General features: G+C 37.4%; 21 protein-coding genes and 4 pseudogenes. 4 read left to right on the top strand and 21 right to left on the bottom strand.

Translation table 11 applies throughout. The features are described from left to right. Nucleotides 1–103: 103 nt before the first annotated feature. The gene (locus tag I6L50_RS10405) at nucleotides 104–307 is read left to right on the top strand and encodes a hypothetical protein (protein WP_219301322.1); all 204 of its coding nucleotides are present in this window, start codon (nucleotides 104–106) and stop codon (nucleotides 305–307) included. A 54-nt stretch (nucleotides 308–361) separates the two neighbouring features. Here the strand turns inward: I6L50_RS10405 and I6L50_RS10400 are convergent. Then, nucleotides 362–1,069: pseudogene (locus tag I6L50_RS10400) on the bottom strand (MFS transporter); the annotation flags it as partial. A 337-nt stretch (nucleotides 1,070–1,406) separates the two neighbouring features. On the opposite strand from I6L50_RS10400, the gene I6L50_RS10395 reads away from it, so the two are divergent. The 3 genes from I6L50_RS10395 (at nucleotide 1,407) to I6L50_RS10385 (ending at nucleotide 3,975) form a co-directional block, all read left to right on the top strand. Continuing rightward, nucleotides 1,407–2,297 (top strand): cytosolic protein, encoded by an 891-nt coding sequence (locus tag I6L50_RS10395; protein ID WP_219301321.1) that lies wholly within the window; start codon nucleotides 1,407–1,409, stop codon nucleotides 2,295–2,297. Between the two features lie 187 nt (nucleotides 2,298–2,484). Then, nucleotides 2,485–3,393, top strand: a complete 909-nt coding sequence (locus I6L50_RS10390) for an IS982 family transposase (protein ID WP_219301320.1) — start codon at nucleotides 2,485–2,487, stop codon at nucleotides 3,391–3,393. A gap of 291 nt (nucleotides 3,394–3,684) precedes the next feature. Then, nucleotides 3,685–3,975 (top strand): DUF4183 domain-containing protein, encoded by a 291-nt coding sequence (locus I6L50_RS10385; protein ID WP_219301319.1) that lies wholly within the window; start codon nucleotides 3,685–3,687, stop codon nucleotides 3,973–3,975. A gap of 52 nt (nucleotides 3,976–4,027) precedes the next feature. Here the strand turns inward: I6L50_RS10385 and I6L50_RS10380 are convergent, their stop codons facing one another. The 20 genes and pseudogenes from I6L50_RS10380 to I6L50_RS10285 form a co-directional block, all read right to left on the bottom strand. Then, entirely contained in the window at nucleotides 4,028–4,813 is a 786-nt protein-coding gene (locus tag I6L50_RS10380; RefSeq protein WP_219301318.1) for an NTTRR-F1 domain, read from the bottom strand. Between the two features lie 61 nt (nucleotides 4,814–4,874). After that, nucleotides 4,875–5,701, bottom strand: a pseudogene (locus I6L50_RS10375) (IS5 family transposase). Nucleotides 5,702–5,881: 180 nt separating this feature from the next. Further along, nucleotides 5,882–6,882 (bottom strand): annotated as a pseudogene (locus I6L50_RS10370) (N-acetylmuramoyl-L-alanine amidase). A 60-nt stretch (nucleotides 6,883–6,942) separates the two neighbouring features. Beyond that, on the bottom strand, nucleotides 6,943–7,146 hold the full coding sequence (locus I6L50_RS10365; RefSeq protein WP_219301317.1) for a hypothetical protein: 204 nt from the start codon (nucleotides 7,144–7,146) through the stop codon (nucleotides 6,943–6,945). Between the two features lie 2 nt (nucleotides 7,147–7,148). Continuing rightward, nucleotides 7,149–7,430, bottom strand: coding sequence for a hypothetical protein (locus I6L50_RS10360; protein ID WP_219301316.1), 282 nt, complete (start codon nucleotides 7,428–7,430; stop codon nucleotides 7,149–7,151). Between the two features lie 767 nt (nucleotides 7,431–8,197). Continuing rightward, a complete protein-coding gene (locus tag I6L50_RS10355) occupies nucleotides 8,198–8,422 on the bottom strand; it encodes a hypothetical protein (protein WP_219301315.1) in 225 nt (74 codons plus the stop codon). Nucleotides 8,423–8,540: 118 nt separating this feature from the next. Beyond that, nucleotides 8,541–10,400, bottom strand: coding sequence for a BppU family phage baseplate upper protein (locus I6L50_RS10350; RefSeq protein ID WP_219301314.1), 1,860 nt, complete (start codon nucleotides 10,398–10,400; stop codon nucleotides 8,541–8,543). 100 nt (nucleotides 10,401–10,500) lie between these two features. Further along, complete coding sequence (locus I6L50_RS10345; protein ID WP_219301313.1) at nucleotides 10,501–13,557, bottom strand: phage tail spike protein; 3,057 nt, start codon at nucleotides 13,555–13,557, stop codon at nucleotides 10,501–10,503. Continuing rightward, on the bottom strand, nucleotides 13,554–15,044 hold the full coding sequence (locus I6L50_RS10340; RefSeq protein WP_219301271.1) for a distal tail protein Dit: 1,491 nt from the start codon (nucleotides 15,042–15,044) through the stop codon (nucleotides 13,554–13,556). The genes I6L50_RS10345 and I6L50_RS10340 overlap by 4 nt, the downstream gene beginning before the upstream one ends. 14 nt (nucleotides 15,045–15,058) lie before the next feature. Beyond that, a complete protein-coding gene (locus tag I6L50_RS10335) occupies nucleotides 15,059–18,904 on the bottom strand; it encodes a phage tail tape measure protein (protein ID WP_219301270.1) in 3,846 nt (1,281 codons plus the stop codon). A gap of 15 nt (nucleotides 18,905–18,919) precedes the next feature. Next, the gene (locus I6L50_RS10330; protein WP_219299817.1) at nucleotides 18,920–19,096 is read right to left on the bottom strand and encodes a hypothetical protein; all 177 of its coding nucleotides are present in this window, start codon (nucleotides 19,094–19,096) and stop codon (nucleotides 18,920–18,922) included. Nucleotides 19,097–19,125: 29 nt separating this feature from the next. Continuing rightward, complete coding sequence (gene gpG, locus I6L50_RS10325) at nucleotides 19,126–19,443, bottom strand: phage tail assembly chaperone G (RefSeq protein ID WP_219299819.1); 318 nt, start codon at nucleotides 19,441–19,443, stop codon at nucleotides 19,126–19,128. A 12-nt stretch (nucleotides 19,444–19,455) separates the two neighbouring features. Next, entirely contained in the window at nucleotides 19,456–20,061 is a 606-nt protein-coding gene (locus tag I6L50_RS10320; RefSeq protein ID WP_219299821.1) for a major tail protein, read from the bottom strand. Then, a complete protein-coding gene (gene gp17 / locus I6L50_RS10315; RefSeq protein ID WP_219299823.1) occupies nucleotides 20,062–20,421 on the bottom strand; it encodes a tail completion protein gp17 in 360 nt (119 codons plus the stop codon). Beyond that, complete coding sequence (locus tag I6L50_RS10310; protein ID WP_219299825.1) at nucleotides 20,418–20,852, bottom strand: HK97-gp10 family putative phage morphogenesis protein; 435 nt, start codon at nucleotides 20,850–20,852, stop codon at nucleotides 20,418–20,420. The genes gp17 and I6L50_RS10310 overlap by 4 nt, the downstream gene beginning before the upstream one ends. After that, nucleotides 20,845–21,168, bottom strand: a complete 324-nt coding sequence (locus tag I6L50_RS10305; protein WP_219299827.1) for a phage head closure protein — start codon at nucleotides 21,166–21,168, stop codon at nucleotides 20,845–20,847. Before I6L50_RS10305 ends, I6L50_RS10310 begins: the two co-directional genes overlap by 8 nt. Further along, nucleotides 21,155–21,442 (bottom strand): head-tail connector protein, encoded by a 288-nt coding sequence (locus tag I6L50_RS10300; protein WP_219299829.1) that lies wholly within the window; start codon nucleotides 21,440–21,442, stop codon nucleotides 21,155–21,157. The genes I6L50_RS10305 and I6L50_RS10300 overlap by 14 nt, the downstream gene beginning before the upstream one ends. Before the next feature lie 20 nt (nucleotides 21,443–21,462). Then, nucleotides 21,463–22,635, bottom strand: coding sequence for a phage major capsid protein (locus tag I6L50_RS10295; RefSeq protein WP_219299831.1), 1,173 nt, complete (start codon nucleotides 22,633–22,635; stop codon nucleotides 21,463–21,465). A 37-nt stretch (nucleotides 22,636–22,672) separates the two neighbouring features. After that, complete coding sequence (locus I6L50_RS10290) at nucleotides 22,673–23,383, bottom strand: head maturation protease, ClpP-related (protein ID WP_219299833.1); 711 nt, start codon at nucleotides 23,381–23,383, stop codon at nucleotides 22,673–22,675. Further along, nucleotides 23,370–24,272, bottom strand: a pseudogene (locus I6L50_RS10285) (phage portal protein); the annotation flags it as partial. The pseudogene I6L50_RS10285 and the gene I6L50_RS10290, both read right to left, overlap by 14 nt.

Below are 24,272 nucleotides of genomic sequence, written 5' to 3'. Positions count from 1 at the left end.
TTTTCATAGGCAGTTCTCATATAGTGAAAATGACTATACAATTCCTATCCATAAGTTAAATAATGATTTTACACATATAAATAAAAAAGATAGGAGACCTATTATGAACAACAATCCGCCTGCAACGCCCCAAAACAACTCAGAAAAAAATAGCCGTGACATTAAATTGCAAACATTACGAGTCATCGGACTCATCGTCCTCATTAGTGGTTATATTCTCGTCGCTCTCTCAGAAGTGGGTGAACTGAAGAATCTTTTAACAAGCCCGAATACCAATCCTGACTTAGCTGAAGTTGATCCGTTTTAAAAATTATATAAAAAGCGAGTCCCAGTATATAACTGGCTCGCTTTTTATATAGTTTTATCCAATCTGAGAAACCTCCCTTTCATCCTCATACTTTTCTTTCCCTATCGCCTTCATAAATAATAAAATACTGCTCATACCAACGATGAAATATAGAGCGCTCATGCCCCAAGATGCAATAAATGAACCTAGCATAACACCTAATGCACCATTCATTTTCGCAACTTGAAAGACCATTCCGTTAATCGCCATATATGAACCTCTTGCCTCATTCGGCACCATATCTGCCATAATAGATTGACGAACTGGCACATACATCATCTCTCCTACAGTTTGGAAAAGCCCTGCGATTAATAAGATCCATAAACTATTGCTCGTTCCGAGTATTGTAAATCCAATTGTATAAATGAATAAGCCTACATATAAAATTTTTAAATCGTTAAAGCTTTTCAGCATTTTAATAAGAAGCGCCGAACATAACACAACTAAAATTGTATTCTCTGCTGAAATCCAGCTGAGCATTCGAATACCTGTTAAATCGAATGTAAAACCATTCCCAAAGAAAAAGTGCACCGTTTCAAATTCCTTCTGTAAACGTATCCCTAAATAATTATTAATTTGAAACTCTAACGATAGTGTACATATACTTGCTGCACAAAAAATTAAAAACGCTCTATCTTTCATCACGACTTTATAACTATCTGCCATATCTTTTAATACATTTTTCTTCTCCACCGTTTTTCGTGCCACATACACTTCTTCCATCTGTTATATATAAAACTTTCATTTCCGAAAACAGTATAAAACAGCTATATTACGCAGTTTCGTACTATAGCTGAATTTATAAATAGCAACACTTTTCTAGTTATTCGTGACCAAATTCGTTACCGAAAAAAATCAAAATTAAACCCATAAAAAAATAAAAGAGCACAGCGTGTTAATAAAGTGTTCCACCACTTTATTAACCGTCCGCCTACCCAGATAGGCAAACACCTGCTGTACTCATACGTATTATTTTACCGTACGTAAGGGTCTCCTAGCAACAGTTTGCTTACATTTGGCATTCTGTTGCTTTTTTGTTTATACAAAGGAGCCTACTATTATGAAGAAGAATTGTATTGATGTCATAGCTCAAGAAGAGTCCTATCACAATTTATCCACATTTACTGATGTCAAAGAACTAAACAAAGTAGTTAGAACGTATAGTGACGTCATTACCACGTCTGTTAAACGTGTCGATGTACAAGCTAGGCTTATTACATTATTGGATATTTTAAAGCGTCACAGCTGTAAATATGTAGGCGTTAGCTTCCTATGTAAAAATTCAATTGCTGACATAATGGACGTTTCCTATAAAACTGTACAACGTTTAATGAAGAAACTTGTGGATTTAGACATGATTAATCAAATAGCAATGAAGCGTAAAAAAGATATGCGCCAAACTTCTAATGCTATTATCATTCAACCGATTGTGGAAGAAGTGTCCGACAAGACCCCTACCGAAATGATTGAAAAGTGTCCTACCAAGAAAACAAATACTATTTCTTTAAAACAAAATATAAAAGATATAAATATACGTAAAGAGGACATTTCGCAATCTTTTCAACATGATTTAAATTTCATCGATTACCGTGTACCCCAACCTATGCGTATGAACTTACAAACTGCTTTTGATTCAAAGGTGATAAATGAGTCTTTCAAAAATGCCAGAAACATTGCACGAAAGGCTGCTCAGAAATTCAATTTACTAGCGGATACAGATGTATTCCACAACCTTCTTGCGAACGCTTCTTCTGTCTTGTTCTCTAAAACGCATGAGTACGAACATAACGGTACTTTGATGAGAAATCCGATTGGCTACTTTACAAGAACATTCAAAAAGATGGTCTACGACTACATAGATAGCTTTAGGGAGATACATATTATGGCACAACGTAAGGCTCATATACATACTAGCAATCTGGAGCTTTTTCAGCGAATGCTCGAATGTTAATTTTGGATTAAATATAAATAAAACCCTACATTCCCAACATATTCATTACTAATTCGATAAAGCAAATATTACTTTAATCTATAACTAACCTGTGGTGCTAGTTGATTTAGAATCTTAAACGATGCTGGAAAAACAAAAAAAGATTGCATATATTGAACTCAAAACGACCAAGAAATGAGTGAATGATATGCAATCTACAAAATACACAGATAATTATACAGATACCCATACCGTTTTCAATCAAATTTTAGAAATTGTCGTTAAACTTTATAAAAAATATGTGCCCGACACGATTAAACATCGTAAGAATGTTGATAAGTTAGTCCAACCCGATACCGTGATAATTGCTTGTGTTTTATGGGGATTCATGCTTGGCTACAATAGCCAAAGAGCCACGTACCGTGCGGTACGAACGATTCTATTCTTCACTGAATTTCCAAGCCGAACACGATATACCCGACTGTGTGCGAGTTTAGCTTATGCTATAAAAATCATTCGTTTCTTTTTTGTGAAGCAGAAAACTGAAAGCATGACGACGACAATTGTTGATAGTTTCCCAAGCCCTTTTTGCAAAGAAATCCGAAATCGACGAGCAAAAGTTCTGCGTTCAATCGCTAAGATTGGTTATAATTCCACCAAAGAAATGTATTATTATGGAGTTAAAATAAGCGCTGCAGTCACTGAAACTGGCTTTCCAGTAGCCTATGCGGTTAGTTCGCCTAAAATCCACGACATTCAACTGCTGGAAACCCTAAGTGACGAATCCTCCGTCCCCCATATTCTTGGTGATAAGGGCTATATTAGTAGTTTTATTCAAGAAAAAATAGCCCAAAAGGGCGTCACAGTTACCACTCCATTCCGTAAAAATATGAGAGGTGCAGACAAAATTAATGATACTTTGTTAGGCAAGCGACGTAAAAAAATCGAAACAGTCTTTTCATCCTTAGAAAAATTAGGGATACAAGACTTTAGGAGTCGTTCCCTATCAGGATTTGAAAGTAGACTAGAAAGCATTTTTCTTGTTTATTGTCTTATGCTAGATAAGGCTAGGGAGCGGTTTGGAAATACTTTGAAGTACTCTTTAGGGTGCTTTTAAATCAACTAGCACCACAGGTAGATTATATTTTCCATAGTGGCCTCCTATTGTCATAAGGTGCAAACCCCATAATAATGTTTGTTCTCACTCATTATTATGGGTTAAAATCCCTGACTTGATAATCTAGGCGGTCACTTCATATTATCTCGCTTAACATCAATATACCTATATGATAAATTGTACTTATATACTAGTCCATAAGCCGTTTCTAATATTAAAGAATTTCATAGAATACAATACAGGACAAGGTTTCATCAAATTGTCCTAATAAAAACTCAGGAGTGATGAAAAATGGCACTTATACCACCGTATGTAGTTTCCAGAAGGTTTACTTCTACCCTAGGTGCAGGTACAGGTACAGGAGCTGCGTTTGCGATTGCTGCTACAGCTTGTCTAAATGATGCTGGTACAGCAGCTACAGCATTTCCAACCTTCACTTATTATAATTTCTATCTGAATGGTGTACTTCAATCGGGAGGAGACTCTACTGTTACTACGGGTGCAACTGGCGCAATCACAATTCCAGATGGAGATGCATTAGATCCAGGAATTCCAGTTACTGTTGAATTTATCATAACTTAATCCACGTTTTTTTACTTTTGGACAGATTTCTTAATAAAGAAATCTGTCCTTTTTAATTAATAATAATAAACTGTAGAATAATTGAGGCTCCCTGTACTGGGGCCTCAGGTACTAACAATGTTAACTGCCCCGTTGCAACTTGATATACAGGTTGTGGTTGAAGAATTCCATTTATAAACAAATTAATGTAGGAAACATCACTTACTGACAATATCTGTGTTGTTCCATATTGAGATAAACCGTCAGCATTTGTATATACGAGTTTTTGTCCATCCGAAAAAGTAAAGTACAATAAGTTTGTCGTTTGTATTGCTCCAACAGGTCCTGTTATTCCCGTTGGACCCGTTGGACCCGTTGGACCCGTTACTCCCGTTGGAGTAGTAATAAGTTCTACATCATCTATTAATAGGTCTACCATTTCTACTTGTGGTAAACTATTAATAAGGACAAAAGCTTGTGTGGTTCCTACAGGAGCCGCAGTGACAGCTTGATACACGGTTAACCATGTATCAGCATCGCAGGTCGGAAGTCCATCTACGAGTATATTAATGAATAGACCATTTCCAAGTGAGTTAAACAAACTATCTAAAAAAATGACTTGTAGTTGAACGGGAGCTGCGATTCCTACTCCAACCTTAGCTAATGATACAAAAAACTCAAAGGTAGATCCTGCTGTTACAGGTACAAATTGGGCGATATAAGACGTTACATTTCCACCTGTTAATCTAGCTGAAAAAGAACCAGTATGTGAACATAGATTTGTTACCACCGCATTGCTACCAACCCATGGAGGCAATGTTCCGGTTTCAAACGAACTATTTTGAATTATATTTGGCATGAGTGCTCCTTTCAAATCGTATTTTATCTATTAGACCTCTTCGATAATTAATATTGCAATATCAGAGTTCAAAGTTATAAATCCCACAAACAAGAGACATGCGCAACTGATGACGTTTTCTACGATTACGATATTTCTGTGAAAAAATTTTGAAAACCTTGATCTTTGCATTGATATTTTCAATCAAAATACGCTCGATGGACAGTGCTCGATTCTATCGTTTTTCTACTCTAGTTAGAGGACGTTTCTTCGATGACTTTTTGGGAATGCGACTCTTGGCATGGATCTTTTGTATTCCTTGATAGCCACTATCTGCAAGCAACGTGATTTTCCTATGAATGGCATGTCCCATGCTTTCTTTGAACAAACGAAAGTCGTGTATATGCCCTTTTCCTTGCGTAATACCAAGAATTTCTTTCGTTTTCTGATTCAAGAGAATTTGTGTTTTGATGGTGTGATATTTTTTCTTACCTGAGTAGTAGTCTTTTTGTTTTTTTTGGGACGCTCAATCGGACTCTCCGTCACGTCCACAAGGACGTAATCTATGGAAGAATTTGATTGAAACAGTGCTTTTCTGCTTGGTAAAGTGAATTTTCGACTGCGGATGAGTGTATCTTCCACCCAAGTAATGGTACGATGAATCGTGCTCTCTGCTACATTATACTCAAAAGCAAGTTCCTTCATGGTCGGATACTGGCGGAGATATTTCAAAGTAACGAAGAGCATCTCTTCCAGCGAAAGTTTGCTTTTTCTTCCGCGGCTTTGATGGATATAGGCATACGTTTTGCGAAGAATTTGTAACATTTCTTCAAAGGTTTCTCTTTGCACGCCAATGAGACGCTTGAACTCTGAATCGGAGAGTTTGTGACTTTTTTCGTAAATATTCATAAAAACCTCTTTTTTATTTTTTTACACTATATTACCATGAAAGCTTTAATTCTCGAAGAGGTCTATTCAATGTTTTAACATGCAAAAATTTTAGTGAATCGATAACATATTGCATAAAAAATCGTTGCGTTTATACGGTATATCCAACTCCCCTAATTTAGAATGAACTGACAGACTGGACTAACTATTTCCAGCAGTAATATAATATGTGTCTCCCCTCGAATTGTGCACCTTAAATTGCGATGAGCCGTCCACAATTACCTTTTCATCAATTGTAAATCCTTCCCCTATATCCAACGTACCCGCTACCTCTTCATCCTGCCAGGAAGGAGAATGGTAGAACCGAAGGTTAGCTACTTTGGCAATGACACGCTTTCCTTCCATTTGATTTCCAACCTGATGTACGCTGGATTATATTTTATCCATTGGTCACCACCAAGATTTAACCATCCGTCCTTTTCCGTCCACACAATATAAGATTCAGGCTTGCTTAGCTGACGAATTACGCCATAATTTGTTCCTGGTCCTTTTCGCAAGTTTACGTTGTTCCCAAGGATATAGGCAATGCCTTGTGTGTGGACGACTGGGCTACTTCCACCTGTTGTTTCCATTCTTCCATCATTATGATAAGTCCGCTGCACATCACTTCTAAACTGAGATTCGGATACACCATGGCTACGCAAATAATCAATCGGGTCTTCATGATCTGTACCACCCAAATACTTTCTCACATCGTTATGTGTCCACAATCCTTTCTCTACAGGTAATTTGTTATCTTTTAAGATTTTCGCAAGTAATCTCACATACTTCTCATAACTACGTTTAAACTTGGCGTAATCGGCTGTTTCACACAACTCCACATGTACAAATCGTTTATTTGCTGCTGGCCCTGCACCATAAGCAATATAATCTGTAGATGCGATTTGAATAATTTCATTCCAATCGACTGCATAGTGAACAAATGCGTTTCTCCATGTACGAGTTTCATAACGTTGAATGTTAATGGCTGGCGCTTCCGGTGTTGCCGTACTGTGGGCAACCACTCCTTCATACGCCCCTACACCGCCCCTGTATGGCGTTTTCGGCAAATCAGGTATCAGAAGTACCCTATCTGCAAACGCGCTTACCGAAAGTGAAAACACCATACATAACATTGCAATTATCCCTAGTAATCGTTTCATGTTTGTTTCTCCTCCCATAGAAAAACGCACCACCGATTAGTGATGCGTCCTCTTTGTTTTTTATTTGTCTGTTTGTACTGTGCCTTCGTGATCACTCCAGATTCCTAAGGCGACACCAAGTGTGAAAATATAGGGTAATACCTCATCAATAAAACTTTTTGTCTCCAGTAACCCAGTCTTCGCACAAATGAATCCCAGGAGAGAGGCGAGTGCCACCCATGTTTTCCAGTTTTGCAATCGCTTTTGGATGTTTTCTTTTGTCATGTCTAATCCGTCTCCTTTTCGATTGTATCCAAGCGTTTATGCGCTTGTTTGGTACTTTCTTCTACTCTTGTCACACGTTCCCCCAGTGCGACCATCTGTTTTTCACTTGCTTTTAAATCAATGCGAATATCATCCACTCCTTTTCTGATATATCCCAGTTCTGCTTTTACTTCTGCACTCTGTTGTCCATCTACTTTGATGGACTTGGACTTATTCAGTGCATAGCCAAAATAGCTGATTGCGAGTGATAGTACTGCAATCAGTACGCCAAGTTCGATTGTCATCCTTTTACCTCCCTCTATCAATACTCCTCATCTATAATCGAGTAGAGGGAAAATAAAATAATTTATTTTCGCCCCTCTCACACCACCGTACGTACGGTTCCGTATACGGCGGTTCAATTTATATTACAGTGTGTACCTTCAGATAGTATCCTAGGACAAAAGAAATCCTTTTTGCCTTTAGGTCCTTTCAGGGACCGCACTCGTTTCTTCTTTTCCATTCATGTATCAGAAAACATTTCTCTTTTGATTATCCTTTGAGATACGCTCATACTTTCCTCATTAACACATTCTGAAATGTATCTTCCAGGCATTCGTGGTGGAGAAACACTATAAATTGTTCAGCCCTTCGTGGATTTACCACTACTATGGCTTCAGCTGACTTCTCACGATAAACCTTTTTCGACCGACTTTCTTAATAGGGGTCTCCTCAATCGTCCGCGAGATCTCCCAGGGTAAGGCAACTATCTTTCCTCTTTTACTCGCCTAATTTACCCGATAAGGTTACGCACATCTTTTGGACTTTGATTTGTCTAGGAATCTTATCCGCTTATCGGGCCTTCGTATCAGGTTTCTGTTCGTCGAGCCAAGATTTCGATACACGCTTCCTTCAGCCCTTACCTCACGGTAAATACCTTGCGCTTCTCTAGTGGTTGATTGATGTGTACCCCCACAGTGGACTTTCACCACCTAGATAGTTGCCATGCCTGGCACACTAAAAAAAGAGAGACACTTGTCCCTCTTTCAATAAGTACTTTTATTTTAGGATTTTAAATCATCCCTCTTAATATCAAACCTAAAATTGACATAATGATTGTGCTAATAATAATTCGTAAAATCCAAGTTGTATTCATGCTAATTTTCTCTAATTGCTGATTAATCGTTGAAATATCTTTTTCATTTATCATTGTACGCGTCTCTAAGCTCCTTATATCTCGCATGATTTCTTTTTGCTCTGCTTTTAAGCTATCAATTTTTACATATATGTCTTCCAATGCATTCACATCCTTCTTGTAAATCTCAATAAAGCAATCTTTATATAATATGAGACAACCTTATTCATGGTGAATGTATCGCAGACTTTTCCATACAAAAGCCGTATTTTATTAAGTTTTATATCAATAACTGCGCTGCGAGTGGTAGTTCACCAACAAAGTATGTTGCACTAAATTGATGGGTATCATTCGCCTTTACCACACAGTTTTTATACACTTGTGGATATAACTTTTGTAAGGTAGCATCCCTATGCTGTAGCCATACGAGCGGCTTCCTTCCCCCTTCTTGTCCTTTACGTAAAGTCGTGTTCACATTATTAATTTTCATTGCCACTACATAATCTGTTCCAGAAGTATTTAACATCGCATAGCTCGTAATTTTCTCACCATTTACAACGTCATTAAAGCTATTATCAGTAGCTACTGTATCCAATGATTTACCTGTCGCATCCACCAATTTCTCTACAAATGGACGGCTCCCCGGAAGCATTGCTATATAACCATCTTCTATGAAAGTATCTTGTAACCATTTTACTTTTATATCAAACGTCACACCTTGATTCGTAACAGTATGAACAGAATAAATCTCACATAATGCATTCGTTAGATCGGAAGGATGGAATCCTTTCATCAATTGAACAACTCTCACAATTTGCGCTTCTTTTACAGTTGCATCTGCTGTCCAAGAATTTATTTCTTTATCATCTATATAAAGCTTTTGACTACCTTTGAAAACTGTTGCCGCACTATGCTCTGGTATCCATTCAGCGTTTACAGATGAGTCGTTTGGTTTCATACGAAATGCGAATTCTTTATTACTGAAAGGAACAAGTAAATCCACTTCTTTAACTGGATTCAAAAGGTCATCATAAATAAAAGCTGTCTTATGTGCTTCCGCTGCTTGTGCATAGCCAGTATCATTTTTTACCCATCCTCGAGAAGTGTTCGCACCACCTGTCGGTGGATTAGCTGGATCGTCACCTTTGAAAGTTGCTACGACCGTATGTGTTCCTTTTGCTAAACCCCGTACAACTGAACGGGTTCCATAATTCACTTTTAATTCGTTCGTTGGAACATCGTTAATGTGTGTACTTATTGTTTTTACTACCGTACCATCTACCTTGAACTCCCATAGTCCACCACGATTATCAGTGAAATGTTGAAAGTCAAAACCCGTTCCATCAAATGTAAATGTGAATGTATCACCTACTGTAGTCGTGTAGTAGTTTGGTGGATTCGCCTTTTGCATGGCTCCTGTATCCACTTTATAGTTGATTGCATTTACTTTCTGCGCTACCACAGATAGATTAGAAATCGCACAATCTTCTAATTTTACATAGTCATCTTTTGTATCTTTACGCAACGTGTAATGGGCCACCTTGTTCCCACGAAGTGGTATCAGTATATCAAGTGTACGGTCCCCTACAATACGTGTATACATGTTCGATGGAGTGTTATGGTTCCGAAGTAATTCAATAAAATCCCGTTGATTCGGAAGGAAGTCTGTAATTGTAGTTACATCCACTCCTTCTAATGTTTTCCCAGCTTGAATAATCTTTTCAAAAAGCTGAAATTCATTTTTAGATTCAATCGTTTCATCTGCCAATAACGAATCTCTCACCTTGAAATAGAAAGGGTAGGTACTGACTCGCTTTTTTATACCAGATTCTTCTCGTTCAATCGATATTTCCCCTTGTACCGTACCTACTTTGACAAGAGTTTGCGTGGTCAATACAACACTTATTTTTCCATTTGTTTTACCTAGCATCTTTACATTTTCGCTTTGAAACACCAATGTCTGATCTGGCTTCTTGAATGCTACGATAATTGTATCTGTATCTTGTAAAATAAAAGGTTCTTCATCTTCCTTAATGTTTATTATTAATTCTGAAGTGTTCAAGTTATTTTGAGAAAATTCTATATCATACATACAGTTTTCTTTTCGCATATCCACAGTAATTTCATAGGAACGATTCATCCTCTTTCCTCCTCATCTATATAAAAAAAGAGACAGTTATTCGTCCCTCTTTTGTTATACAACCCGTATTTTATACAAATTAAAAAAGACCAGCTTATGCTTATGGTTGCTCTGGTTTCTTATCAATTAATTTTTGAACTAACTCTTCTAATGTTGCTATTTTTCTGTTCATTGATGTAATTTCTGCCTTATGCTTCCTCTCGTTTTCTTGTATTTTCTCATTTTGAACTTCTTCAAGTTCTTGTAAAGCTTTTATAGTAAGTGATGCGTATGAATACAAGTGAATCCCTTTCCCACTTTCATCCACAAATGCTTCATCAGATTCATCTACAATTGCTCCATAATACTTTTTTATATCTTGCGTTGTTACTGGTGGATCATTGGGATCTTTCTCTTCTCTCATTTTGTAAAGCTCATTTACCGCGTTCTTATAGTTAAATTCTCTTACTCTAACATTTCTAATTTTTTCTAAAGCAGAAAAGGATACATCTCGGATGTTAGATTTGTACTCACGTAGCGAAGGACTCATAAAGTTACCTTGAACAGCTCCCCATCCATTTTGAGTAACAGGCGACTTAACTTGGAGAACTCCGGTATATCCTGCTACACGGCTATTACGTAATGTGATAGTAGGTAATCTTACATCTGCATCTGAGCTATTATCTTCGATTGCTAATGTAGATTGATATAGACCACTTTTTCCTCGTCTGAAATGCCAGTTTCCATTTCCGGCATAAAGAGCATGATAGTCGTTTGCGTGTAAAACACTAATTCCGTTTCTGTTAAGCTCCCAAAACACAGATTTTCTTATCTCACTATCAACTATGTCATCAGTAATACCAATGTTCGCACTAGCTTGAGGCCATCCGGTCCCCATTTGAGATATAAATAAAGCACCTTCAGGAGCGCTAGTTTTTTCATCTGTTCCTAAGATGAAAGTTGGTTGTACTGCACCGTCTCGTCTTCGATAATATCCAAGAAACGCTCTAGGAACACCACTTTCATATAGACGTAAAAACTGGTCATCTAAGCTTACATAGTTATTGGTATTTGATGTTCTAATTTTGCAACCACTTAACAAACCTGCCATTAACCACTCTGCTTTCACTTTTCCGACTAAATCTATTCTTGCCGCATTTAGCTTAATATTTTCTTTACTCATATTAAAGGCTGCAATGACATCATTTTCTTTTACAGATATGCTAATGCCTTTTTCTGTTAGCTGAAGTCGTGACTCCATATCTCTTACATAGGAATCTTTTGCAAATTGCCCATCTGCTTGCGTCTTCGTATATACTTCCGTTGTTTTTGCTGCGGCATCAATACCTTTTTCAGTAATCATAAAGCGATTATCAATGTGAGTCATTTGTTGATTAAATTGCGCGGTTGCAAGTTTATTAGCTAATTCGCCCAATAAATCTTGTTTATTTGTATCAACTGTTTGTTTCAATTCAGGTATCTGAAATCCAGCAACATAGTCTTCTACTTGTTTCAGCTCAACTTTTGCTCCGATTGCGGTTGCCTGTTGTTCCACTTTAGAATTTGCTTCCGTAAGTTTTTTACCTTGCGCATCTACTATATTGTTTAAATTACCCACTGTGGCAGATAATCCGCTTGCTGTTTGTTCGATTGCTGTAACTTTTTTATCAATCGTACCCTGATCGTGTTTTAAATCAACCATATTACGCGAGAAGCCTTGCAGCGTTTCTTTCACTTCGTTATATTGACCAGCAACCTCTTTTTTTACTGATTCGATATCAGGTACAACAGGATCCCAAATACCATCTTTCCAAAGTTTTAACATACCAGGCTTACCGTTAGAAATATCTAACCATACTGTTTTTCTGTCTATAAGCCCTGTTTTCGGTGGATTCTTGGATTCTATAATTTCAACCGTATTGTTTTTTATATTCTCTTGTACTTTTTCAGCTAGTGTTTTTGCTGCTTCTGACTCCTTCTTTGCATGACTAGCGGTTTCATTCGCATCTTTCACTAATGTATCTAACTGATCGATCATTTCTTGTTTATTACCTAATGAACTAAGGATACGATGGTACATTTTCCGTAGTTCTTCATTTTGATTCACTATCTCTCGGTAATCCCCGAATTCATATTTATCCTGCGTTGGGTCTGTAAAAGATTCGTCTCCAGCTATTACTCGCGCTTCAAGATATAATTTTGGCGTGAATCCTGTATCTTTAATTTTTATCGTGTCGCCCTCATAAATGAATTCATGTTCTAAACCGAAAATTCGACCAATTGATTGTGCTTCCACCTCATAAGAGATGGAGGAATTGACACGCTTTTGTAATTCTATTTCCATAAGCGTCAGTAAACGTTTTGGAGTCATATCTAATTCTTCTGTTTCTGGTGTATAAAAACCGAATTTATGTTGTCCGTGTTCATTCCATCTTTGAAACGCATCTGCATCTACGATATAAGGTAGCCCCTTATTCATGCTTTCAATAGTGATTACTTTATCGCCTTCACCTTTTACAAATCCAACTAAAGCAGTACAAATATTACGGCTGTGCTCAACACGAGTTACACCGATTAAATCTTTTCCTAATTCTATTTCTTTGCCTGTATCATGCCCACGCTTTTTAACCATATCTACATACCAACCGGTAATTTGAGAGCCTATTATTTCTACACGATATTGAATTTCTAAACCAAATAAAGAAGCGATTTTCTTTAAAAACGTAAGCGGATCGATAAACTCATCAATGGTCATGGTATGGAATCCAGCGTATTCAGTCTTTCCACGTTTCCACTTCATTCCCAAGAGTGCCATATCAATGAATTCATTAACCGTTTTGCTCTCTATCCGTTGTGGATTTATAATTCCGGACTTAGCAATTTGAACCCAAGCACCTGAAGCATATGTGGTAATAGATCGTTTATCGGAATCCTTCTCGGCCTCTGTGATAACATATGGTACAATTCTTCCGTCACGGACTTCTTTTAAAACTAGATTTTGTTGTTGTAATGTAATTGCGTGTTCTGTTCCATCAAAAGTTGTGAAATCTAGCATATCTATATTGTTTTTGATTTCCCAATGACGTTTATCGCCCCAATAGTCCTGCGGTGGAATAGCTGAGACAATTTGATCAGTTTTAAAATCAACCACATGAAGAATTCCGCTAGGCGTTCTCATCTATATCTCTCCCTATAACTAACTGTTGCGTTTACATCAGGCGGCATAATATCGATTCGATTGTCACTCCGTATTACTTTTGGAAAGTTACTGAATATATCTTTTATATTGATTGCATTCTTCCCATTGATTGTGACGAGACTTCGTTCTGTATCAACAACAATTTTGTCTCCGGTATCGAAAATATAAGGCTTTGTATTGGAAGGTACTTTGTTTACTTTCCAAATCTTTAAGTCATCAATCTGCATGACATCAACAGGTTTATTTACATCCCAACTCATGATTGAAATCATTACTTGTGCAATTTTTCGTTCTGTCATTGGATTTCCGGTTTCATCAATCCAACGTTCAACAAGTGAAGCGTCATCTATTTCTGTACCATCTCTAAAACGGGCTACATAAACAGACCATTCTTTCCCACGTCTTGCAATACGTAACCTACCGTAAAATTGATTAAATGTATTAGGATGTGCCCCACTTGTATCTACTAATTTTCGTATACTGTTAGGCGTTCCTGCATGTCCAATACGCATGTATGCTTTCGTCATTTCAGCATCCCAATATAAATCATTCATGTTAATTCGCGTAACGATATTACTTGTATCATCTAAAAGAAGTACCTCTACACGGCCCATTTCCCCAATACTTTTGGACTTCAAACGCACCCAAGTCTCCATTTCAAAATCTTGTAACGGTCCACCTGGAATATTTTTCTTAGCAATTGCACCGTGGAATCCTTTCTCTTGTCCGTAATCTTGACAATACAATGCGTAACCATCCCTTGATTTAAAACTACCTGTACCTTTCATGTCATCAAAAACTCCAGTAACAGGAGTCCATCCTACAGCTGTAGTCATTTCATCCCACATGACTCTTTCTCGTTCTTGTACTGTTGTTTCTTCCACAGTGAGAGGATAGCCAATTCTAAAATAATCACGATTATGTGGATATTCTCCAAACCATACATCTAAAAAAGCGCTTGGCTTTTTTGCAGTCATTTCAATTAATGCTGGTGTTTCTACACTACCTTTATTCGTGAAATGAGACGTGATTTCTGTGGACCAATTTTGCGTGAATGTTTGAGTCTGTACTTTTCCTAATTTATAAGGCATAGGGCAAACGAAAGTAATAACACCCTTCCCCCTATTCACTAGTTCATCCAAATCTAGTGAACCATCAATAAAAGCAAGATATGTTCGATCTAACTCATCATCAAAAATAAGTTCAGCTGGTTGTTCCGTGAATAACCAGTCTGCTAAATCTTCTTTTATCTTTTGTAAATCCGCCATGTCTTTTTTTGCTTTAATAACAAGAGGAACGTCAATACGACGCTCCTCCGTTTCTGTATGAATAAAAAAAGCTCCTGGACGATGAGGAACTCTGACAAGATTTCTTTTAATTGGAGCCCATGAAGGACGTTTCCTACCTACAAGCATTTGAATATAATCTTTGCGAATATTATTAAATATAAAGCTTAGTTTATCCAAAAATATCACCGTCCTTAAAATTGCTCTTTTCGTTGTCGATCACGATCTTGAAGTTCTGTGGTATACCTATAAGTTCCACCTGCTAACTCTTTCCCATCTAAAACGTTTGTCATATTCAATGTAAAATTTAGTTCTTTTTCTTCAGGTCGTCTATTTGGGAATACCTTTTTACTAGTAGCCGAGTTATTAGGAATATTAGGCTGCATATAATTCGTTAAACCACTTACCACATCATTCGGAACACTATAATGAGAAGTTTGGAATCCAAAATCAAAAACAGATGGCATATTACTCATTTGCTTCTTAACGGTTCCAACTACATTTTTTGCTGCATCCACAACAAAACGTTTCCCTCGATCCATACCAACTCCAACACCTTCTGGAACCGCACTACCGACTGGAATCATTACTTTTGATGGACTGTTTATTTCAAGCGCTCCAGAAATAGTTTTTTTAATATCGTTTGCAATGCTTTTCGCCTTACGATATAAGCCACCTGTTGCATCATCTAATCCATTTTCAAGCCCCTCTATAATTGATTTACCAATGGAACGTAAATTTATAGTACTGAAAAACTTTTCAACTTGTCCCCATTTTTCTTCAATTCCACTTTGGATTTCTTTCATTTTATCAGTAACAGATTTTTTCTTTTCTTCAAATTTCCTTGAAACTATATTTTTAACTTCTTCAACTGTACTACTTGTAGATTTTTTTGTTTCTTCCCACCAATTTGTTACATCTGAACATGTTTCTTTCATCTTTCGAACTACATCATCTTTCATAGCCTGATATTTCGACTTTACTTGTCCAGTTTCCCAATCAACTTGATTCGCATGTTCACCTGCTTGGGATTTAGCTTCACTTATAATTTCATTATGCTTATCTTTCGCTGTGGAAACTGCGCTATCATACTGACGTTTTGCTTCAGCAATAATTGCATTTGCCTCTTCAGTATTAATCGTTTTATTTTCATCTCGTTGTCGAATAGCCTCTGCAATTTTATCATCACGAGTTTTCTTTGCATCAGCTATTACTTTATCTCTAGTCTCCGCACTGTGTTGGACAACTTCAGCTGCTTGTCTAGCCGATATTTCACTTGCTTGTACTCGCATATTTTCCAGGATAACTTTCTGTTCCATCTGATTTTTAGACATATGTTCAACAGCAACTCTGTCCATTTCATCTTGTAAAGCCTGTAAGGAAATTCGTTCTGATGTTGTTAACTCTCTATTTTCTCTAGCTGCTGTTTGTAGGATTTCTTTGATTTTATTTTCTTTTTCTTGTGTTTTTAGTTTTTCTTGCTCGTAACGTTGATTCAGTTGTTCCATCCTCTTGTTTTCTTCTTCAGAAGTTAAAACATATGAATCAGAAAAGAACTTTTTAAGTCCTTCCATTTCTTTTTGTTGTCTTGCGTTTGTTTTTTCTATAATCGTGTTAGCTAATTTGTCATACTGTCCAATGAGCTTTTGCGACTGTTCTTCTGTTATTACTTCATGGTTTAGTCTAATGTCAGTTAACTTTTGTCTAATACCATCCGATAACTTGAAATACTCACCAAGAACTTTCTTTGTGGAAGAACTTACTTTACCTTCTGTATTCGTAGTAAAACGATCTACTGAAGCAATACTGTCTTCAGTTGCTTTTTGATATCCCTTGTATGCTAGAACGCCAACACCAACTGCCGCTGCTACCACGCCTAAAGCAATTGCTACTGGTCCTAACGCTGCGGCTACTATCCCTAAAACTGCGCCCGTTACACTAGTAGCTGCAGTAGCTACACCCATTGCTACTGCCAAAGAACCAATCCCAGAAACCACCATTCCAACTGCTGCTAGAACCACTCCAATACCTGTTGCAATAGCCGTTAAAGCAAGAACAATACCTGCTGTAATTGCAATAGCTTTTTGTACAGGACCTGGCAATGCATTAAATCCATCCACAAGCTTTTGCAACCCAGCAACAAAAGCACGAACCACAGGGGCAAGCGCATCACCAATTGTCTTTTTCATTGTGTCAAATGCTCCACTTAACTGTTCAATACGACCTTTCAAAGTGTTCATTTTCGTTTCAGCTGTTTCTAAAGCTGTGACTTTAGACATCTCGGTATACATTTTATTTACACCTTGTGAGCCTTCATTAAACAAAATCGTTGCACCACGAACTGCGTCTGAACCAAATAACGTCTCTAAAGCCATACTTCGTTGTTGGTCTGTTAAATCTTTCATGGATTCATGAAGAATTCCGGATATGTTTTCTAAACTTTGAATATGACCCTCTTGATCATAGAATTTCGATGATAAGAAAGCGGAGCTAGTTGCTAACTCACGGAATGTAGTATCACACTTATCATTCCATTTCTTTACACCTTCAGTTTTCATTACATATTTTTCTAATGCAACTTCAATATCTCCCACACTTCTAGATGCTGGTGTGATTCCGTTTTTAACCAAGAAATCAAATCCAGCCTGCGCATTATAAGTGATAAGACCCAAATCTGCCATCTTGTTATACGCTTCTTTAGTTGAAGGATTCAACCTCATAAGCATTGTTTTTAGTGAAGTACCTGCATCAGAACCTTTTAATCCATTCTGTGCAAATACCGCTAAAGCTGTTGCTGTATCTTTAAATGTCATACCAGCTCCTGCTGCAACTGCTGCGGTTGCTGATAAACCATATTTCAGTTCATGTACATCAGTAGCTGAAGCATTAGCAGCTCCTGCAAGTAAGTTGGCGGCATCTGTAACACTTAAACCATCTCTTTTAAATGCATTCAAAGCGGTTGAAGCGATTTCTGCCGCTTCTCCTAGTTCTAGTTCACCAGCGGCCGCTAGGTTTAAAGCCCCTTCTAATCCACCATTGATGATGTCTGTTAAACCAACACCGGCTTTTATTAATTCTTCAATCCCTTTTCCAGCTTCTACAGAAGAATATTTCGTGTCTTCCCCATATTTAACAGCTAATTCGGAGAGTTTACTCATTTCTTGTCCAGTTGCACCAGATACCGCTTTTATGTTTGCCATCTGTTGTTCAAAATTCATTGATTCTTCCACAGCTGATTTTAGACCTCTACCTATCGCATACGTCATACCACCAAATACCATACCGATTTGCATGCCAGCATTTTGTAGGTGGTTTCCCATTGCCTCCATACGATTCCCAAAGTTCAATAGACGATTTCCTTGCTGATCCAATTCATGATTTGCCTGTTGTAATTGTGATTCGAATCGATTTAACTCACTTGTGGCTCGATGAATTTGTTCAGCATATCGTTGCGCTGACTGACTCGCTTCACCTTCTTCTGTTTTTGCACGATTATAGGCTTGTTGAAGTTCCCTAATTTTTTCTTTTTGCTTATCTACCGTACGAGTGAGAACATCAATTTTCGCTCGTGTCTGTTCAGTTGCATGAGAAAAACCGCCCATGCCTGTTGTAATAGACTGAAATTCAGCCTGTAGGGATTGTAAAGAATGATTTAATTTATCCATCCCTTTTTGTTCAGCTTGCTTATTTACTTGCTTTAATTCATTTTCAAATCTATTTAAATCAGCAACAGCTTTATTAACTTGTGAAGCGTATCGCTGAGTTGCTGCATCATTCTCACCTAATTTAGCCTTATTTTGATCATATGCTTGCCGTAACGCTTTAACTTTCTCTTTTTGCGCGTCAATGAGCCTACTTAGAGTATCCATTTTCGCTTGTGTTTGTTGACTAGCACTAGCGAAACCACCCATACCTGTACTTACAGATTTCAATTCATTCTGTAATGTCCTTACCGCACGTCCTGAATTTGCTATACCTTGACGGAAATTCACATTATCAAGGGAAAGCTTAACTACTAAATGATTCATTTCATTTGCCAATGTCTCACCCCCTCGTTAGATAATGTTTTCAGCTGGAACTTCTATTTCATTTGAATTTTGATTTTCACTATTTGAATTACCTTGTTCACGATGCTTTCGATTTATCCTTAAATAATGCCAAATATCCATTTCGTTATCGATATGATGATGTTTATATCCTTGACGTAATAAAGAGAGGTAGAGCTCGTCCATAAACTCACTGAACGGTATCCCTCCCCCCTCTACGCGTTTGGGTTTTCTTCTTCTCCAGTTCCAGGTGTACCACTAGCCGCTTCCACAGTTTCATTGATAACAGTGTTAATTACCTCTGAAGTTGTCGATAAAAACTTACGAGCATCCACACCGTCCCAATATTGATCTAATGTAAATTGTTCATCGAAAACATTCACTACAAATTGAACCATTTTATCCATATCCTCTGGACCAGGATTATTTGGAATATCAGCAAGCTCAGGTGCTTGACGGATTAAACGAGCTGGAATGAACCCCGGTAAATGAAAAGTTTTCTTTTCCTTATTGATTCGTAATGTTAGTTTCATAGTTTATTCCTCCTACTTGCCTGTTGGTGGTGTTACGGCTTTTTCATATACCTTACTAAACCAATTATCTCCTACAACTTTTGTAAACGTAGGTTCATCGGCATCAGCTGTAAATTTTGGTCTATCATCAAAATCACGCTCAATGAATGATCCTTTCAGTTTTGTTGTTTGGAAGTTCGGTTTGTCTTTTTTCGTTTCAGCTTCTTCTTCCTCTTGTGAAAGTTTTCCTTTAAGTAACCAAACATAACGATACTTACCGTTAGCCTTTAAAAAACGGTATCCAATCGCTACATATGGTTTTTCCCCCTCTCGTTTCTCGTCTAATACACCATCCTTAACTTCTGGATATCCTTCAATATCTGCTTTCGTGGATAGTGAAAGTCCTCGAACTTCAATTTCAACCTCGACTTCACCGTCAGACTCAGCGATTTCTGATTTCTTGTTATCGCTCCACATAATCTCAGAAGCTACCTTTTTAGATGTTTTAACCTTTACTGCACCTTCCAATTTCTTTACCGTTGCATACGCAACACCTGTTATATCATCTTTTGTTAATTTTGCATAAACAAGACTATCGACACCAACAGTCGAACTAATTGTAATAACCTCTCCAGCCATCTATAACTCCACTCCTTTCGCGAATCGCATCGCGTAATGAAAAATTTGTGTATCCTCTTCATATAGATCAGCAACCGCATAACGCGAGAAACCAATACTTTTCATAATTGCATTCACTTTTTGATGAATTGCTGTTGTACTGACCTTTGACCAAATATCGATTTGAAATGTGATTTCACTTTCACCTTCCTCATTATCCGCAAATCCACTTGGCCTATTGTCTAATTCGAAGAATGTAATACGTGGAAATTCTTCTGCATGCTTGGCTTTACGATAATAGACTCGCTTTCCCCCTAACAAAGAAACAAGCTCCTGATTATTTTCAAGAGCTTGCAAAATTTCAGGGCGTAGATTTATCATAAATTCAGCCTCATTTCGTTCTTCAAAATGTCTGTCATAGCACGAACCGCAGCTTCTTTTGAAGAATTAAATCCTGGTTCTATAAATGGTTGAGCTGGCATTTTAGATGTTCCCCATTCTACGAACTTCCCATAGAAATATGGAGAACGATCCGCTTTGTCTATTCCAATCTTAATAGTTTTTATGCCGCCTTCCATTTTCGCTTTTGTAACTCGTATATTATCAGCCAAATGTTGTCCTGTACGCCACGATTCGCTTTTCGTTGATTTTTTAGGGCTATCACTCCTTGGAGCTATTTCTGAAATAGCTTTTCGAATCAGTTCCCCACCCGCTGCAAGGGCTTTATCTTCAATCTTTTCTCCACGTAGACCCATTTGCTCTAATTCAGAAATGAGACGGTCAAATCCTAAAAAATCAACACCATTACCCATTCATACCACCACGCTTCCACATAATTGATAACATGTGTCTTTCAGTTGAAATCACTGAAACAATGTCATAAATCGTGTTCTTATACTTAATTTTCATATCAGCATTCACATCAGCACGGAATCGGATTTCTGTTTCACCCTGTACTTCACTGTTGGCTGAGGCTGCTTCAAAGTACTTTCTTCCCTTTAAAAAAATGAAAGAACCCCATACAGCGAAAGAATCTTTATAACCATCTATTGGCTCACCATCCGGGCTCTTTGCATCTTCATCTTTTATTTGAAATACAAGACGTTTATCTAAATCACCCGGATTCATTTGAATCACCACCGCAATATTGCAATTGAACTAATATTGACTGCAAACTGAATGCTAATTGTTCAGCTTTTCCAACCACTTCACGGTTTTCATACCAATGAGAAATTAAGATACGAGCCGCTAGTTTAGCAAGCTCACTCTTTACATCTACAGTTTTACCTGTTGCATTCTTAATATATATTTCAGCTGCTGTTATAAAGGATGAAATGAGGGAGTCCTCCTCATCGCCATCCACACGAAGATACTCTTTAGCTTCCTCTAATTTCAGTACCAAGAAGGACACCTCCTATATCATTAAGCTCCTGTTTTCGCCACAACTGTAATTTGCCCATACACAACCGCTTCTGCATCCCATAATGTAACGTCTTCACGTTCAATTGCTCGGAATTCAGTTGTATTGCTTCTCCAAGCGTTTCCGCCTTCTTTCGTCATATCGATAGATAATTGTTGTCTATCCCATAACACAACTGCTTCTTTCAAATCACCAACGATAAATGGTGCTTTACCATCTTTATCTGTAGCAATTGTTTTGTTTGATAAGACAATTACTGGCTTACCAGCGAAAAGTTTTCGCGTTGGATTTGTTGGGTCTGGTTGAAGTAGCGGACGACCATTTTTATCCTCTAATTGATCTAAGTAGTTAAATCCATCTTGGTTTGTGATAATATTTGCTACTACTGCAAAAGCTGGATCTAAAGTTACATTCAATGTTTTCTTTAGTCCGTTATAGTCCTTTAAATCAACTTTTGTAAGCTTATTAATCTCTTGTAAAATCAAATAATTTCGAGTCGCAATTGATTTCTTCGCAATCCAACTACGTAAATAATTTTCTAAAGCTTGATCTGTATCACTTAATAAATCATTTGGTACTGGTAAGAAACCTGCATAATCATCAATTGCGTAAGGTATACGGTCAAATTTCGGAGAAGTAATCTCTTGCATTGCATTTGGATTTCCATACTCAGATAGTGGTGCAAATGGTGTAGATGCTGCACGTTTTTCTAATGTACGAGATCCTTTGTTTGTTGAAACAGGTTGTACATTTACATATTGTTCTAAGCTATCTGTTGTTTGTTTTAACTGATTAATTGTAGTTGTGATATCTTCTGGAACAATGTATCCACCATCTTCACCTTTATTCTCAGATAGTGCTGCCTTATATTCTTGCATGATGATTGCTTCTTCAGAGCTTAAACTTTGACCACGAATAGCTTTCATAAATACTTCTTTGTACGATGAATCTTCATTTTTAACTGGTGCTGGAGGTAAAGCCCCTGTTTGTGAATTTACAGGTTCAGGAACTTCAATGCCCTTCATAGCCAAATAATTATCGAATTCATTTTTTGCATCTTTTAATTCTTCAATTTTAGCTCTTGCATCTTCTACTTTCCCGCTATTGTTTAACTCTTCAGCCTTAGCTTTTAAATCAGCAACCCTCTGACGTAATTCTTGTTCCTGTTTATCCATTCGGTATTTCCTCCTTGTTTTGGCACAAAAAATAGACCTATATTTCTAAAAGGTCTAGTGCATTTTGTATTTTTAATTGTTCATTATTATCCTTCTTTGGAATAGAAGGAGCCTTTGCTACTACTTTATTAGGTGTTTTTTGATATTTATCAAAATAATCACTCATACATGCTGCGACTTCTTTTGCTTCCACAACTTCGATGTTGAAGTATTTTTCAGCTTGTTCACCACTTAACCAGGTCTCAGCATCTACTAATTGTTGAATTTCTTCAATTCCAATGCCTTCTTTTAAGTTTTCCTTGTATACATTCATGATTCCAGACTCAATGTTATCCAAATCTTCTGCTGCCTTTCGGAAATCAATTGCATTTCCAGCTGCATAGGTCCAAGGCCTATGAATCATTAAAAATGCGTTAGAAGGGACAACAACACGATCACCAGCTAGGGCGATTACAGAAGCGATGGAAGCTGCAACACCATCCACATAAACAGTTTTTTGGGCTTTATTGCGCTTTAACATATTATAAATAGCTAAGCCAGCGAATACTGAACCCCCACCGCTATTTACATAGATGTTCAGGTTACTTTTATCATCCAATTGCCCCAAAATGTTTTTTACATCATCGGGCATAATGTCAGAGTCATCCCATTTCCAACCTGTATTATTTATGATGTCACCATAGATAAATAGGTCCGTTGAAGAATCCGTTTGATTTTTAATAGTAAACACGTCTTTAATTGCCCTCACCTCTTTTCAGCGACGAACCTCCACTAGCTTTCGCTAATTGGTATTCATCTGCAATTTCAATAGATACATGATTTAAATCGACTCGGCTCTTATCACCTAATTCACCAATACCATCCATATCTTCAAGTTCTAAAACTTTATTAATAGAAAATACACCTCTATCTAACATAATGTTATAGAACTCCGCTCTAGATTTCTGGTCCGCTCGTAAAAGACTGGTTAAGTTAAACTTGAGATAATATCGTTTTTGTTCACCAAAAGAAAAGACTTTATAAGAAAATTCCTCTTCATACTGAATGAGAATCGGGCTAAGTGTATTTTGAATAAAATCCAGTGCTTGTTGTTCAATATTGGAGAATGTCGCACGATCTAATTCATTAATCATGTGCAAGGGAATGTTAAAAATATTTGCGATTTCACCTTTATCAAATTTCATACCTTCAATAAACTGGGCATCTTTTAACGGCATACCCACTTTTTCAAATTCGAGACCTGCATCTAATATCGCAATACGCTGCGCATTACTCAGACCTGTATTGGCTTCTTCCCACGCATCACGAAGCTTGTCTTTTGCCTCTTTATTCAGGGGTTGCGCTGTTTTTAGCAACCCACTATGGGTCGCACCTTTCCTATAGAATTTCCCCTTGAACTTTTGCGCTGCCTGTGAGCTTCCAATCGATTCTCTTGCGACTTGAATCGGTGGGTTCCCCTTCAGACCCATCAGTCGATAATGTCGTGAGATGAATGACATCATCAGCTGCTAGTTTCACAGGTGTCCCATCTGGTAAACTCGTGAAATACCACAGTTGATTTGTTTTCACATCGGATAACGGGGTTTGTGACAGCTGGATTCAACACCCACAATTCTTTTGGTCTTCCATCCACTCCC

It is taken from the genome of Bacillus sp. FDAARGOS_1420, assembly GCF_019344915.1.
GTDB classification, from domain to species: Bacteria; Bacillota; Bacilli; order Bacillales; family Bacillaceae_G; genus Bacillus_A; species Bacillus_A mycoides.
This window is presented reverse-complemented; position numbering and strand designations above follow the sequence as displayed.

Coding starts and splice junctions, on each gene's coding strand:
- I6L50_RS10405 (WP_219301322.1), top strand. CDS start 104: ATGAACAACAATCCGCCTGCAACGCCCCAAAACAACTCAGAAAAAAAT.
- I6L50_RS10395 (WP_219301321.1), top strand. CDS start 1,407: ATGAAGAAGAATTGTATTGATGTCATAGCTCAAGAAGAGTCCTATCAC.
- I6L50_RS10390 (WP_219301320.1), top strand. CDS start 2,485: ATGCAATCTACAAAATACACAGATAATTATACAGATACCCATACCGTT.
- I6L50_RS10385 (WP_219301319.1), top strand. CDS start 3,685: ATGGCACTTATACCACCGTATGTAGTTTCCAGAAGGTTTACTTCTACC.
- I6L50_RS10380 (WP_219301318.1), bottom strand. CDS start 4,813: ATGCCAAATATAATTCAAAATAGTTCGTTTGAAACCGGAACATTGCCT.
- I6L50_RS10365 (WP_219301317.1), bottom strand. CDS start 7,146: ATGACAAAAGAAAACATCCAAAAGCGATTGCAAAACTGGAAAACATGG.
- I6L50_RS10360 (WP_219301316.1), bottom strand. CDS start 7,430: ATGACAATCGAACTTGGCGTACTGATTGCAGTACTATCACTCGCAATC.
- I6L50_RS10350 (WP_219301314.1), bottom strand. CDS start 10,400: ATGAATCGTTCCTATGAAATTACTGTGGATATGCGAAAAGAAAACTGT.
- I6L50_RS10345 (WP_219301313.1), bottom strand. CDS start 13,557: ATGAGAACGCCTAGCGGAATTCTTCATGTGGTTGATTTTAAAACTGAT.
- I6L50_RS10330 (WP_219299817.1), bottom strand. CDS start 19,096: ATGGACGAGCTCTACCTCTCTTTATTACGTCAAGGATATAAACATCAT.
- gpG (WP_219299819.1), bottom strand. CDS start 19,443: ATGAAACTAACATTACGAATCAATAAGGAAAAGAAAACTTTTCATTTA.
- I6L50_RS10320 (WP_219299821.1), bottom strand. CDS start 20,061: ATGGCTGGAGAGGTTATTACAATTAGTTCGACTGTTGGTGTCGATAGT.
- gp17 (WP_219299823.1), bottom strand. CDS start 20,421: ATGATAAATCTACGCCCTGAAATTTTGCAAGCTCTTGAAAATAATCAG.
- I6L50_RS10310 (WP_219299825.1), bottom strand. CDS start 20,852: ATGGGTAATGGTGTTGATTTTTTAGGATTTGACCGTCTCATTTCTGAA.
- I6L50_RS10305 (WP_219299827.1), bottom strand. CDS start 21,168: ATGAATCCGGGTGATTTAGATAAACGTCTTGTATTTCAAATAAAAGAT.
- I6L50_RS10295 (WP_219299831.1), bottom strand. CDS start 22,635: ATGGATAAACAGGAACAAGAATTACGTCAGAGGGTTGCTGATTTAAAA.